At 70.7% G+C, this 13904-nt stretch carries 10 protein-coding genes; 2 read left to right on the top strand and 8 right to left on the bottom strand.

Annotated elements, in window-relative coordinates:
• Positions 1-2584 precede the first annotated feature (2584 nt).
• Positions 2585-3070, bottom strand: coding sequence for a tyrosine-type recombinase/integrase (locus tag AC067J_RS34325; protein ID WP_478305982.1), 486 nt, complete (start codon positions 3068-3070; stop codon positions 2585-2587).
• 905 nt (positions 3071-3975) lie between these two features.
• On the opposite strand from AC067J_RS34325, the gene AC067J_RS34320 reads away from it, so the two are divergent.
• A complete protein-coding gene (locus AC067J_RS34320; protein ID WP_478305947.1) occupies positions 3976-4329 on the top strand; it encodes a hypothetical protein in 354 nt (117 codons plus the stop codon).
• A 204-nt stretch (positions 4330-4533) separates the two neighbouring features.
• Here AC067J_RS34320 and AC067J_RS34315 read toward each other — a convergent pair whose 3' ends face one another.
• From AC067J_RS34315 to AC067J_RS34305, 3 genes are all read right to left on the bottom strand, one after another.
• The gene (locus tag AC067J_RS34315; protein WP_478305945.1) at positions 4534-6147 is read right to left on the bottom strand and encodes a peptide chain release factor 3; all 1614 of its coding nucleotides are present in this window, start codon (positions 6145-6147) and stop codon (positions 4534-4536) included.
• Complete coding sequence (locus AC067J_RS34310; RefSeq protein ID WP_478305943.1) at positions 6144-6644, bottom strand: site-specific integrase; 501 nt, start codon at positions 6642-6644, stop codon at positions 6144-6146. The genes AC067J_RS34315 and AC067J_RS34310 overlap by 4 nt, the downstream gene beginning before the upstream one ends.
• Positions 6645-6738: 94 nt before the next feature.
• Entirely contained in the window at positions 6739-7566 is an 828-nt protein-coding gene (locus AC067J_RS34305) for a tyrosine-type recombinase/integrase (protein WP_478305941.1), read from the bottom strand.
• Between the two features lie 339 nt (positions 7567-7905).
• Between AC067J_RS34305 and AC067J_RS34300 the strand changes: the two genes are divergently transcribed.
• Positions 7906-8601: a TMEM175 family protein gene (locus AC067J_RS34300; protein WP_478305939.1), complete on the top strand. Its 696-nt coding sequence runs from the start codon at positions 7906-7908 to the stop codon at positions 8599-8601.
• 914 nt (positions 8602-9515) lie between these two features.
• Here the strand turns inward: AC067J_RS34300 and AC067J_RS34295 are convergent.
• The 4 genes from AC067J_RS34295 to AC067J_RS34280 form a co-directional block, all read right to left on the bottom strand.
• Positions 9516-11426 carry an amidohydrolase gene (locus tag AC067J_RS34295; protein ID WP_478305937.1) on the bottom strand — a complete coding sequence of 637 codons (1911 nt, stop codon included), beginning with the start codon at positions 11424-11426 and terminating at the stop codon, positions 9516-9518.
• Between the two features lie 67 nt (positions 11427-11493).
• Complete coding sequence (locus AC067J_RS34290) at positions 11494-12327, bottom strand: alpha/beta fold hydrolase (protein ID WP_478305935.1); 834 nt, start codon at positions 12325-12327, stop codon at positions 11494-11496.
• A 265-nt stretch (positions 12328-12592) separates the two neighbouring features.
• On the bottom strand, positions 12593-13021 hold the full coding sequence (locus AC067J_RS34285; protein WP_478305933.1) for an SsgA family sporulation/cell division regulator: 429 nt from the start codon (positions 13019-13021) through the stop codon (positions 12593-12595).
• Positions 13022-13173: 152 nt separating this feature from the next.
• Positions 13174-13887, bottom strand: a complete 714-nt coding sequence (locus AC067J_RS34280) for an alpha/beta fold hydrolase (protein ID WP_478305931.1) — start codon at positions 13885-13887, stop codon at positions 13174-13176.
• Positions 13888-13904 lie beyond the last annotated feature (17 nt).

The following is a 13904-nucleotide window of genomic DNA, read 5'->3' as shown; positions in this document are numbered from 1 at the left end:
CTTCGGGGCGGCCGAGGATCGCAACAAGCGCGAGGCGACCGCGAAACTCGCCGAGGTCGGTTTGGCGCTTGCCCTTCGGGGCGGCCGAGGATCGCAACAAGCGCGAGGCGACCGCGAAACTCGCCGAGGTCGGTTTGGCGCTTGCCCTTCGGGGCGGCCGAGGATCGCAACTTCGCGTCCGGCCGGGGCCGGCCGTGCGGAGTGCGGGTGGCGGTTGCCCTTCGGGGGGCCGAGGATCGCAACTCCTGGGTTCAGACGAGGCCGGTGTCGATCCATGCTGGTTGCGGTCGCCCTTTGGGGGCGGCCGAGGATCGCAACCACGAGGCCCGCACCGGCAAGATCGCCGTCCTGCTCGTGGCGGTCGCCCTTCGGGACGGCCGAGGATCGTAACCATGACCCCGTGTCGATGCCGAGGATGCCGCCAGGGTGGCGGTCGTCCTTCGGGGTGGCCGAGGATCGCAACGATGGCCTGCGCAAGCGTCTGACGGGCGCGCAGGTTGTGGCGGTCGCTCTCCCGGGCGGCCGAGGATCGCAACCACGTCTTCGCCGACGAGCTGATCAGCCTCGATCCGAGGTGGCGGTTGCCCTTCTGGGCCGCCGAGGATCGCAATGCCTCCAGGTCGACGTCGGCGGCGATGCGCTCAGCGGTGGCGGTCGTCCCCTGGGGCGGCCGAGGATCGCAACACCACCCGGGTCGTGCTGCTCACACAGGGCGAGAGCGTGGCGGTCGCCATTTGGGGCGGCCGAGGCTCGCAACTGCATGTATAACGGGTGGCCGGACGAACCTCTCCTGGGTGGTGGTCGTCCTCCGGGGCGGCTGAGGATCGCAGTGCCGAGGCGGGCATCCGGCCCGCCGGTCCGCACATCGTGGTGGTCGTCCTCCCTGACGGCCGAGGATCGCAACAACGCGGGGGCCGGCCATCGGCCGCCACAGCAAATGTGGCGGTCGTCCTCCCCGGAAACCGAGGACCGCAACAGCTTCAGCATCCCGTCATGGGTGCCACTCGTTGGTGTGGCGGTCGCCCCGAGGCCGAGGATCTCAACCCCGGCCGGGACGCGTTCGGCCCCGGCCGGTCCGGCGGTGGCGGTCGCCCTTCGGGGCGGCCGAGGATCGCAACAGCGTCAGCTCCACTGTCTCCCCGGCCGCGAGCCGGTGGCGATCGCCCTTCTTGACGGCCGAGGATCTCAACAAGGTCGACGACGTCGACAAGCGGCAGGTCAAGGGGTGGCGGTCGCCCCTCTTGACGGCCGAGGATCGCAACAGCGTCAGCCCCCGGCGCGGCAACGCCCGCCGCATCGTGGCGGCCGAGGATCGCAACCTGACGCAGCGCGTGGGAGGCCGGGTCCACGACGGTGTGACGGTCGCACTCTCAGGCGGCCGAGGATCGCAACGCCGACGTCGCCACCGCGGTCGGCGCCGGCCCCGGCGTGGCGGCCGAGGATTGCAACCGACAGGCTGCCCAGGCGTCGGGATCCATCTACGCGTGTGGCGGTCGCCCTTCGGGGGGCGAGGATCGCAACACCGCCACGCTGACGGTGCGCTCGGTCTCGCGGCCAGTGGCGGTTGCCCTTCGGGGCGGCCGAGGATCGCAACATCGGCGGCCTCAAGGACGGCGGCGAGCTCGGCGCCCGGTGGCGGTCGCCCCTTGTGGCGGCTGAGCATCGCAACGACCCGTACATGACCCAGAACATCGAAGGGCCCGCGGGTGGCGGTTGCCCTCTGGGGTGGCCGAGGATTGCAACGGTTACGACGGTAAGCCGATCGGCTACGACGACTGGTGGCGGCCGTCTTCCGGGGCGGCCGAGGATCGAAACCCGTTGGCCAGGTGAAGCCGGACGCCTGGGTCGAGCAGTGGCAGTCGTCCTTCGGGGCGGCTGAGGATCGCAAAACCGGCAACGGTCGCGATGGCATGCTTCGTGAGAGCCCGTGGCCGTTTGGGCGGCCGAGGACCGCCGCAGCTGGGGCGTCGTTGGCTCGGCGGATTTGAATCGGTTGCTGCGACAGGAGCGGATGGATGGGGAGAGGCTCGGGGACTTGTCGGGGACCACGCGTCGTTCACCCTCGCCGCTGAGTCGCATTTCGGTGAACGAACAGCGCGGGCTGTCTACCGTCTGACGTGCAGTGATGAATATCCTCGGGCGACTGGGGGTCAAGGGGTCGCAGGTTCAAATCCTGTCGTCCCGACTGTGAAGTCGCTTGTGAGAGCGGGTACTTGGGAAACCGAGGGCAGGGCCCGCTCTTGCTGGTTTTCGGGGCCTGTTTTTTGGTCCCGGGTGGTCCCCAAATGGTCCCCAGGTTTGGCCGCAGTTCCGTCGCCAGCCGTTGCTCGGGTGGCTGGTGCGCGGATCGTTCTTCGATCTCAAGGTGAAGTGCGAGACCTCCTTGCTGTTCTGCTGGAGCGAGGCGTGGTGACGCACTTGACCTTCGGTCAAGTGCGTCGGCCGCGGGTCAAGTGGGTCGAAATGGTTCATATCGTGGCATTTCCAAGGCTCTTCTGGCGTCTGCTGCTTGCCGTCGAGTGGCTCGGGCAGCCTCGGAGCGGCTTTTCGGCGGCCATGTCGAGGCGATGGCAGTTACGGTGTGTTACCAGTGGCGGGTGATCTGGCCGTCGCGTTGGAGTTTCTCGAGGTGATGAGTGAGGGCTTGGCCCGCTTCCAGGATCCGGAGCACGTCGGGGCGGAAGTAGCGCTGGGTGGTGATGATGAGCCGGTGGCCTGCGATTTCCTTGAGGATGTGCGGAAGGATGCCGGCGTCGGCCATCCAGGTAAGGCCGGTGTGGCGCAGGTCGTGGCGACGCAGGTGTTCGTAGCCGAGGTCCCGGGTGACGTCGTCCCAGTGGGTGGCGTCGCGCAGGACTGCGGTGCTGATGCGACCGCCGCGCGGGCCGGTGTAGGGGCGGGCGTCCGGGTCGCCTCGCGCCGCTTGTATCCGCCTGATGGTGAGCGGGCGCAACGGTTCGATGATCGGGATGAGGCGGGCGGCTCTGCCCTTGGTGTGCTTGTCGACCAGGCCGCCGGGAGCGGGGGTGGTCTGTCGGCGGCAGGTCAGGAGCCACTTGTCGGTATCGATGTCGTGGGCCCGGACTCCGGAGACCTCGCCGATCCGTGTGGCAGTGCAGGCGCTGTGGACGACGACATCACCCCATCCGCCCCGCGCAGCTCACCGTCCAGCACCGCCTTCATCTCCCGGGCCGTGTCGGCGGGTCTTGTGTTTCCCGTTCTCCGGGGCCAGGTCGACGCGGTACGTCCACCCGTGCCCCGCCTCCTCCAGCAACCGCACGCACCACGGACCCAACTGCTTTCCGTGCCCGTCCGAACAACCACACCGCCGGTACACCCGACCACGCTGCGCACTCTGTCCCATGAGCTTCCCCTCTTCTTGGACTGGGTGGTGACTCTGGGGCAGGAATGACTGCAGTGTCGGGTGTGGCGGCAGTGCGTGCAGGGCGGTATGCGAAGCACTCAGAACCCGACGGCGAAGACACGCTCAAGACGACGCACCACCCGGAAGATCACGATCCGTTGGCAGTGGGTAGGCGACCGTGAACCGCCCTCGGGAGCCGGCCCGGCGAGCCGGTCGGCGCACCGGTTGTCGGGATCGCACGGCGGTATTTGCGGAAGGTCCGACAGACCTGGATCACCGGCAGCAGCCGCGGCGGGGTGGTCGGCCCGGCTGAACGGAAGGGGTCTGCCGGTGTAGGCCGGTAGCAACTGGATGATGTTGCACAGTGATGAGGGTTTCGGCCCCTCGGAGCCGCCCCCGCGGAGGGAAGCCCCAAACCGCCTCCTGCTGCGTCGGCTGAAGACCGTCGCGGTGAGGGTCGGAGGAAGAGGTGCTCTTGAAGGGGCGTGGCCGGCCTGGCCCCCGCCTCGGATACCGTGTTCCTCTACGGGGTGCCATAACGGATGTGACACCCCCCACCGGAGGTTAGTCAGCGTATGAGTTCAAAGCGCAGCAAGAATCCAGCCCTGCCCGTGCTTGACGACGCATTCCGACTCGCGTCGGTCAAGGACACCGAGGAGTCCACCCGTGACTTGGCCGCGCGGCTGGCCACCACAGAGCTGCGCCGCGCTTCCCACCCGGGCCGGGTCACCTGGGAGCCCATCGATCAGGCCGAGCCCGTACCGGTCCCGCCGACTGTGGTCGACGGTGACGGGGACCTGTGGCTGCGGGACCGGGGCACTGGCACCTGGACCATGCCCGAGTTCGACCCGAAGGAGTTCCCGGCCCGCTGTGGCGAGGTGCTGACGTGGAACGAGCTTGCCTGCGAGTACGGCCCGCTGACCGCGTTGGCCGACGACCGCCACATCGGCGGCCGCCGGCGCTGACCGCGCAGCCCTCCGGGACGACCGCGCCCCTGAAGCGCCCGTTGCGGGTAGCCGGGAGCTCCAGCTCACCGCCGAGCCCGACGGTGGCGGCGAGCAGGTGAGCGTGGTGGTGGCCGAGCAACGCGGGGCGGCCCTGGCGCCACCCGACACCCTCGGTCCGGCCCGCGTCGGTGGCCGGCCGGGGTGGCGGGTAGCGGTCGGCGATCAGTCCGCCGTGGCGATCAGCGGCTGGAGCAGGACGTCGGGGTGGGCGCGCTGGAAGGCGTTCAGCTGCCACTTGTCGGCGAACAAGGCCAGCAGCACGTCATCCGAGCGGCGGGTGAGCACCTCGCCGCTGATCAGGCGGGCTTTGGCCAGGGCAGCGGCGCCGTCGGCGTCAGTGATCCGGGCCAAGCGGTAGGAGAGCTGGTCGAGGGCGATCGGGGAAGAGAACTCGTGCTCCATCCGGTGCAGGATCACATCGAACTGCATCGGGCCGACCGCGGCCATGACCGGCGCCTGGTCGCCACGCCGGTCGGAGACCAGCACCTGGATCACGCCTTCCTCGTCGAGTTGGGCGACGCCCTTGCGGAACTGCTTGGACCGGCTGATGTCCTTGGGCCGTGCCACCGCGAAGTACTCGGGGGCGAAGGCGGGCAGCGGGGGAAACTCGGTCTTCTTGCCGGTGAATAGGGTGTCGCCGACCCGCAGCGCGCTCGCGTTGATCAGGCCGACCACATCGCCGGGGTACGCGGTGTCGACCACGGTGCGCTCGGCTCCGAAGACGGTGTGCGCGTACTTGGTTGCGAACGAGCGGCCGCTGGCCGCCCGGGTGACGTGCATGCCGCGCTCGAAGACGCCGGAGCAGACTCGGACGAAGGCGATCCGGTCGCGATGGGCCGGGTCCATGTTCGCCTGGATCTTGAACACCAGGCCGGAGAACTCCTCGCCGACCTCGCGGCTGCCGCCCTTGGCCAGCTGGCGGGGCCCGGGAGCCGGAGCGAGGTCGACCACGGCGTCCAGCAGGAGCTTCACACCTATGTTGGTCAGCGCGGCGCCGAAGAAGACCGGGCTGATCTTGCCGGCCTCGAAGGCCTCCTGGTCGTAGCCGGGGCCGGACGAGAGCACCAGCTCCAGCTCCTCCAGCGCGGTCGTCCAGGCTTCGCCCTCCTGCTCGGCGGCCCTCTCGGAGGTGAGCTGCTCCTCGAGGGCGGCGTGCGTGCCGGCCGGCACCTTGGTGTAGCGCAGCATCTGCTCGGTGTTCCCCGCTTCGACCAGGCCGCGAAGGTTGCCCGCGCTGCCCACCGGCCAGACGACCGGGACGGGGGTGATCCCGAGGTGCGTCTCGATGTCCTCGAGCAGGGTGAGTGCGTCCTGGCCGCGCCGGTCCCACTTGTTGATGAAGGTGATCACGGGGACGCCGCGATGGCGGCAGACCGCGAAGAGCTTGCGGGTCTGCTCCTCCAGGCCCTTGGCCGCGTCGACCAGCATGATCGCGCAGTCGACGGCGGCCAGCACCCGGTAGGTGTCCTCGGAGAAGTCGGCGTGGCCGGGGGTGTCGACCAGGTTCATCACGTGGCCGCGATAGCCGAACTGCAATGCGGCCGAGGTCACCGAGATGCCGCGCTCGCGTTCCAGTTCCATCCAGTCGCTGGTCACGCCGCGTCGGTCACCCTTGGCGTGCACCGCACCGGCGGAAGTGATCGCCCGCGCGTGCAGCGCCAGCGCCTCGGTGAGCGTGGACTTGCCCGCGTCCGGATGGCTGATCACAGCGAAGGTCCGTCGGCGGCCGGCCTCATGAAGGACCTGCTGGACGGGGATCGACTGTACGGTGCTCACGTGTTTCCTCGGGTACGCATCGGCAGCAGGCCGGGTGACGCCTCTCCGTACCTGGTGAGCCGGGGATCAGGTCCGCCGGCCCAGGAAGCGATAATAGGCTGTCGGGCGGCGTGGCCCCGAAATTCCCGTTCGCTGGGGGAGAGGCTGATCCAGGCCCGGCTGGCCTCGGTCTTGGGCCGGCCGAAGGCCAGGCCGTCGTTGTCGACGGCGGCGAGCGTCCAGCGGACGAAGAGCCGGCGGTCCATGAGGTGGACGTCCGACCAGTACAGGGCGAGGACCTCGCCGCGGCGCAAGCCGGTACCAAGGATGACCTCGAACAGGTCGGTGAGCTGGTCGGCGTACCGCTCGGCGTTGTGCCGCAGGAAGCTCGCGGCCTCTTCCGGAATCCAGCAGGTACGCACGGCGGCGCTGGGCTTTGGCGGGACGGAGTGCTTGGCCGGGTTGTTGCGCAGCCGCCAGGAGGAGACGGCGTCGTGCGTTGCGCAAGGGTGGGTCAAGGGGTCGCAGGTTGAATCCTGTCGCCCCGAATGTGAAGTCGGTTGTGGGATCCGGTACTTGGGAAACCGAGTGCCGGCTCTTCCTGTTGCTGCGTCAGCTGGTGGTCGCATGGTGGTCGCCGGGCCACATCGGCCAGGTGGGTGACTGGTCCGCTGTTCCTGCCTGTCGATACGCGGGCAGTTGCCGGTGCGGGCGTGGGCGTGGGCGCCAGGGGCGTCGGGCGCGGCAGACGGGTCGGCCGAGGACGGCGCGGTCGGCGTTGTCGAGGATCCAGGCGACGGCGTCGACGGCTGCGCGGGCGGCGAGTTGGGTGAGCTCGGTGTAGATGTTCGCGCTGGTGGACAGGGTGCGGTGGCGCAGGGCTTTGGAGATGACGGGCATGGGGACGCCGGCTGCTGTGGCGAAGCCGGCCATGAGGGGGCGCAGGTCGTGGAGGGCGATGCGGGGGACGCCGGCCTTGTCGCAGAGCAGGTGGAAGTGGTCGAGGACGTTCTTGGGGTGCAGGGGTCGGCCGTGGCGGTGGAAGACGTAGCCGCCGCTGTCGGCGATGCTGCCGAAGGCGCGGGTGCCGGCGCGGCCGTCGAGGGCTGAGGCGACGCGGTCGGGGAGGGCGACCCGCATCCTGCTGCCCTTGGGTTTCGGGGCGGTGAGCAGGAGCTGGTTGTTGTCGACGGCGGAGAGCGTCGCGTGGACGAAGAAGACGCGGTCGGTGAGGTGGACGTCGTCCCGGCGCAGGGCGAGGGCTTCGCCTTTGCGGATGCCGGAGCGCGGGCCGCTGACCGAGTTATGGCCGCGGTGAGGGGTCCGGGCCGTCCGGGGCGTGCGGGCGGCGCCGCCGTTGGGCAGGCGGGGCTTGGTGATCGCGTCCGCGGCCTCGGCGAAGTGCTTGCGCTCCTCCTCGCGGCGCCGGCCCTCGGCCACCGGAAACAGGAGCGTGGACCCGGGGAGGGCGAAGCCCTCCGACGGCGGTTCGCGCAGAGGCCAGAACCGGGGCACGGATGGACCAACCGACCATGACCGGCGGACGTACGGTGACGACCGAGTCGACCCCGCCTGCCCGTGCGGCCCGGTCCATGCCCGCCGCCGGCACCCCACCCGCCCCGTAGGGCGCGCCGCGGCATCCGCCTTCCCCGGCGGACGACTGGTGGACGTCGACGAGCAGCGGCCGACCCGCCCAGAGCGCGCTCCGGTGTGCCGTCGGTGGCACAGCGGACCCCGGCACATCGGGTGGTGCGCTCCGGGACCAGAGGAGAGAACGACATGACGGACGACCACGGCCTCCCGCGGAGGTTCACCCGCTCCGAGACCGCCCGTGCGGAGGCGTTCAGCGACGGCGTGCTGGCCATCGCCGTGACCATCCTGGTCCTCGGGCTCACGGATCCGCCCCACGAACCGGGCGGACTCGGGCTGGCTCTGCTCCGCCAGTGGCCGGTCTACCTCGGCTACCTCGCATCCTTCAGCTATGTGGCGGTCATCTGGCTGAACCACCATCAGGCCTTCGCTCGGATAGCTGCCATGGATCGCGGGCTGCACGCGGCCAATCTCCTCCTGCTCTTCACCACCGCGGCGCTCGCCTTCCCCACCGCGGTGCTGTCGGGCGCACTGCAGAACAGCGTCTTCGATACCGACGCTCGCGTGGCCGTCGCGCTGTACGCCGGGATCGCGGCGGGCATGTGCGGCAGCTGGATCGTGCTCTACGGCCATCTGAACCGCCGTCCGGAGCTGCTGCACCACGCTGTCGAACCCTCCTACGTCGCTCACGGCAGGGTCCGCTCGTGGGCAGGCATGGTGGCATATGTCCTCGCCGGCGCGGTCGGTGCGCTGACCACCCCGGTCGCCGCACTCGCCGTGTTCGTCGTGCTGCCGGTCTTCTACTTCCTGACCAGCGAGGGGTTGCGGCTGCCCGGTCGCGGCCGGCGGGACGGGAATCGCCGGAGGTGGGCGAGGGACCGGTGAGCCGTCCGGCCGGTACCCGGCTCCATTCCGGGCGGGAGGATCCCGGCGGCCGTCAAGACCAACGCGCGGCGGTGGTGCGCCCGGCCCGCCGTGTCTGGCCGGCATGGCGGCCCGGTTGCGCGCTTGAGGGGCCTCCCGCGGACGGAGATGCACCGTGGAAGGCCCCCGTGTGCGCGGCGGAAGGCCGACGGACTGCGGCGCGTGGTCACCGACGCGGGCGCCCGAGCGCATTGGCCCGGGCGGTTGCCGCGAAAGTCCGCGACGCCCGCCCGCGACGCCCGCCCGCGACGCCCGCCCGCGACGCCCGCCCGGGTCGGTCGGTCGGGTCGGTCGGCCGGAGAGCGGGGCCGGTGCGCGACGCTCAGCGTCCGCTCACCAGGCCGTCCCGCTCGGTGGTGCGCTCGTCTCCGCATCGGAACATCACCGAGGTCGCCCTGGAGCCGGGGATCAGCCCGGAGGGCTGCGGGGCTGGGGCATGCAGGACCGCCCCGACTGGGGCGAAGGCCTGCCCGGGGAGCTGACCGGTCCCGAGCACGAGGGACTCACCCGGCTGCGTCGCCAGAACCTCGACCGGCAGAGGACCATCGAGTTCCTGCGCGAGGCCGACTGTTTCGCGGCCGAGAGGACACGGTGGTCCGCTTCCGTTTGGTCGAGGACCACCACGGCGCCTGGGGCGTCAAGCGGATCTGCCACGTCCTGGGCATCGCCCGGTCCTCGCAGTCAGCGTGAACAGGGTCGGTTCGAGCGGGTGGCGGTCGTGGATCCGCGCGGCGGCGGGCACGGGAGAGGGGGAGGCGGAGGAAGTCACGTGGGTGGTCCTTTCACGGCTCTCGCCGGGCAACGCCGGGCGCCGCCAAGCGACAAGGGCTCGGCGGCGCGGGGTGGTGGAACCGGTCAGGCCGGAAGCGGGCGGCTCAGAGGAAGCAGGGGTCGTCGAGCGCGGGGCCGCCGGCCTGTCCGGGCACCCATTGGCCGCGGGCCGCGCGCCAGGCGCGCTGCTCGTCGGAGTCGGCCGCCGCCTCGGCCAGCCGCTCGGCCTGCCGGACACCGGACAGGCTCGGCGCCGGGGTGGCCTGGTAGCCGCCGAAGCGGGCCACCGGGCTCCACAGCGGGACCACGGCCGGCAGCTCCGGGGCGAGGCCCTCGTGTTCCTGGGCGCCGTACACGATGCGGCCGCCGACCACGGTGAGCACCGACTCGATGTGTGGGATGTCCGCCTCGGGGACGGTGAGGTAGTCCGCACTGAGCACCGTGAGGTCGGCGTAACTGCCCACCCGGAGACGGCCCTTGACCTCCTCCTCGCCGGTGAGTCGGGCGCCGCCGAGGGTGTACAGCTCCAGCGCCTCCTCGCGGCTCAGCCGGTTGGCGGCCGGGCGGAGCGTACGTCCGCTGACGGCCCGTCCGGAGACCAGCCAGTGCAGCGCCACCCACGGGTTGTAGGAGGAGACCCGGGTGGCGTCGGTGCCGGCGGCCACCGTCAGGCCGCGCTCCAGCATCGCCCGCACCGGCGGGGCGTCGGCGGCCGCGGCCGCGCCGTAGCGTCGGACGAACGCCTCGCCCTGGAAGGACAGCCGGTTCTGCACCGAGACGGCGCCGCCGAGCGCCGCGATCCGGTCCAGGCTCGCGGTGGAGACCGTCTCGGCGTGGTCGAAGAGCCAGCGGTTCGCACCGGGGAACAGGCCCTCGGCGGCCAGTCGCTCGAAGACCGCCAGATCGCGGCGGATCGTCTCGTCGTAGCTCGCGTGCAGCCGGAAGCCCCAGTCGTGCTCCATCAGCAGGCGTACCGCTTGCTCGAACCCGGCCTCGTACGGGCCGAGTTCGGGGCGCGGTTCGGAGAAGTTCTCGAAGTCGGCGGCCGCCCAGGTGAGGTTCTCCCCGGCCCCGTTGAGCCGTAGCCATTCGTCCCCGTCGCCGGGGCGGACGGTCTCCACCCAGCGCCGCAGGTCGTCCAGTTCCTGTCCAGCGGTCTGCGGGAAGAGGTGGTAGGCGATCCGGAGTGTCAGCTGGCCGTTCTTCGCCAGTTCAGTGACGGTGCCGTAGTTTTCCGGGAAGCTCTGGAAGCCGCCCGCCGCGTCGATGGCGGAGGTGAGCCCGAAGCGGTTGAGCTCGCGCAGGAAGTGCCGGGTGGAGGTGGCCTTGTCGGCCTCGTCCAGGGTCGGCGCCTTGGCCAGGGTGGAGTACAGCAGCAGGGCGCCCGGGGCGGCCAGCAGCATGCCGGTCGGCTCACCGTCGTGTGCGCGCACGATCTGCCCGCCGACGGGGTCGGGGGTGTCTCGGGTGAAGCCCGCGGCCCGCAGTGCCGCCCGGTTGAGCAGCGCCGACTGGTACAGGTGCAGCACGAACACCGGGGTGTCTGGGGCGGCGGCGTTGAGTTCGGCGAGGGTGGGAAGCCGGCGCTCGGCGAACTGGTCGGCGGACCAGCCGCCCACCACCCGCACCCACTGGCCCGGCGGGGTGCGTTCGGCCTGGGCGCGCAGCATGGCCAGTGCCTGGCGCAGCGTCGGTACGCCGTCCCAGCGCAGCTCCATCACGTAGTTGAGGCCGCCCCGGATGACGTGCAGGTGCGAGTCGTTGAGGCCGGGGACGGCTCGCCGGCCGAGCGCGTCGACCACGCGGGTGCGCGGGCCGACCTGCGGCAGGACGTCGGCGTCGTCGCCGATGGCGGTGATGCGGCCGGCGCGGATCGCGACCGCGCTCGCCCGGGGGCGCAGGGGGTCGCCGGTGTACACCTTGGCGTTGCGCACGACCAGGTCGGCGGTGTGGTCGGGGGAGGCGCCGGGGGCCGGGGGGCCGGGACGGATCCCGGCGACGGGCATGCTCGACATGCGATCTCGCTTTCGGGGAGCAGGAGGAGGGGAGCGGGAGAAGGGGAGCAGAGAAGGGAGCGGTCGATCACTCGCCGATGAAGGCGAGCAGTTCCTTGTTGACCTCGGTGGCGTGCGTCCAGATGAGACCGTGCGGGGCGCCTTCGAGCACCACCAGGCGGGCGTCCGCGATGGCTTTCGAGAGCGGGGCGGCGGTCGCGCGCAGCGGCAGGGTGCGGTCGGCGTCGCCGTGGATGATCAGGACGGGGACGTCGATCCTCGGCAGGTCCGGGCGGAAGTCGGTGAGCCAGGTCGGGGCGCAGTCCGCCGTCGCCTTGGCTGAGGCCGAAACGCCGATGTTCCAGCTGTACTGGACGACCTGGTCGCTCACCCGGTCACCGCCGAGCACGTCCACGTTGTAGAAGTCGGCGAGGAATCCGGCGATGAAGGCGGGGCGGTCGGCGCGGATGGCGCCTTGGATCTCCTCGAAGACGATGCCGTCGACACCGCCCGGGTTGTCCTCGGTCTTCAGCAGGAACGGCGGCACCACGCCGAGCATCGCGGCCTTGGAGACGCGCTCCGAGCCGTAGGTGCCGAGGTAGCGGGTGACTTCGCCGCTGCCCATGGAGAAGCCGACGAGCACCACGTCGCGCAGGTCGATGTGGGTGAGCACGGCGTCGAGGTCGGCCGCGAAGGTGTCGTAGTCGTAGCCGGAGGACGGCTTGTCGGAGGCGCCGAAGCCGCGGCGGTCGTAGGTGATCACGCGGTGGCCGGCGGCCAGCAGTGCGGCCTCCTGCTTCTCCCAGGACGCGCCGTTGAGCGGCCAGCCGTGGATGAGCACGACGGGCCGGCCGGTGCCGTGGTCCTCGTAGTACAGGTTGATGATGCTGGAGTTCTCCTCGTCGACGGGGAGGAAAGGCATGGGCGCACTCCGTGCAGGTGTGGTCCTGCCGACGTCGGAGGCCGGCACGGTGGGGACGCGGTACGGACGAATCCAGGGAGCCGGGGTGGGTGACGGCTTTCCTCCGCACGCACCGGTTCTGGCCCGTCCGGGCAGTTCCGGATCGGGCGCCGGCCGGTCGTTCTCTCGGCCGGGCCGGGCCGGGCCGGGTTGGGCCGGGCGGGGCAACGGCTGCGCGAACGCGGATGGTCAGCGTTTCGGCGCGGGCCTGGGCGGTCCTTGAACCCTAGGAATCCGCATTCTTGATACCGCTGGAAAGGATCTCCGCCAGAACCCGGTCGAGCTCGGCCTGCGCCTTGTCCTCCCAGCGCTCTTCGGCGGACTGCGTCCTGGCCACCACGTCGCGCACATGGGCCGACGCCATCCTGACGACGCACCAGGACTGCCCCGAGATGAGCTCGACGTCCGTCTCGTCCTCGCCGTGGGGGCGGACGCGTACGTCTCCCTCGCCCGTCGGCAGGATGAGTCCGGTGGCGAGCAGATCCCGGCCGAATACCCAGGTCGCGGCCGGTGGATCGTCCTCGACTGCGAAAAGGTCCATTCGGACTGCCAGCGCATCGTCCGGCGAATGCCTCATGCGCAGGGTCAGTTCATGCCATTCGTGCTCTGCTGTCATCAGCCTCGCGCTGATCTTCTTTTCGAGGGGGAGCTGCATTACGGTTCCTTTCGCCTTCATTGAAACTACCGGTGATCCGGATATCGTCGAGCCGTTCCACGCACGCGTTCTTGACCTCCGGTGCACGCGGTTCGAGAAGCAACGTGGCGCGGAAGGACCGGGATTCGCCCGCGCCACGCGGTGCGTTCCGGTCAGCTCGTCGCCCGCACCGCGTCCCGGATCAGATCGGCGACCTGCTTGGGCTCCGACAGGGCGACGGCGTGGGAGGCGTCCGGGAGTTCGACGACGACGGACCCGGCCCGCTCGGCGCCGAAGCGCTGGACCTCCGGGTTGATCGCGCGGTCGGCTCCGGCCACCAGCGCCCAGGACGGCTTCAGCTGCCAGGCGGCGGCGGAGGCCGTCTCGGTGAAGGCCGCAGTGGCGACCGGGCGTTGGGCCGCTGCCAGGACCCCGGCGACCTCCTCCGCCACGTCCGCGGCGAAGACGGCGGGGAAGGCCGCCTCGTCGATGGTGACCTCGACCGCGGAGTCGCCACCGACGAGCGGGTAGGTCCACATCTTCAAGTTGCCCGTCAGTGAGGAGTCGGGGAAGCGTCTTTCCAGATCGCCGAGGCTCTCGCCCTCGTGGAGCACGTACGCGGCTATGTAGACGAGCCCGACGACGTTCTCCGCGGCGCCGGCCACGGTGATCAGCGCACCGCCGTAGGAGTGGCCGACGAGAAGGACGGGGCCGGCTATCTGGGAGACGACGGACGCGACGTAGGCGGCGTCGGAGGCGAGGCCGCGCAGGGGGTTCGGAGGTGCGATCACCGGGATGCCGCGGCTGCGCAGTTCCGAGATGACGCCTATCCAGGCCGCTGCGTCGCCGAAGCCGCCGTGTACGAGGACGACGGTGGGGGTGGTCATGGCGGTTCTCTTCTCGG

The organism is Kitasatospora sp. NPDC042419, assembly GCF_056437345.1.
Note: the sequence above shows the minus strand (reverse complement) of the source record. Positions and strands in the feature narration are given on the sequence as shown.

Coding starts and splice junctions, on each gene's coding strand:
- AC067J_RS34295 (WP_478305937.1), bottom strand. CDS start 11,426: ATGTCGAGCATGCCCGTCGCCGGGATCCGTCCCGGCCCCCCGGCCCCC.
- AC067J_RS34280 (WP_478305931.1), bottom strand. CDS start 13,887: ATGACCACCCCCACCGTCGTCCTCGTACACGGCGGCTTCGGCGACGCA.
- AC067J_RS34285 (WP_478305933.1), bottom strand. CDS start 13,021: ATGCAGCTCCCCCTCGAAAAGAAGATCAGCGCGAGGCTGATGACAGCA.
- AC067J_RS34290 (WP_478305935.1), bottom strand. CDS start 12,327: ATGCCTTTCCTCCCCGTCGACGAGGAGAACTCCAGCATCATCAACCTG.
- AC067J_RS34300 (WP_478305939.1), top strand. CDS start 7,906: ATGACGGACGACCACGGCCTCCCGCGGAGGTTCACCCGCTCCGAGACC.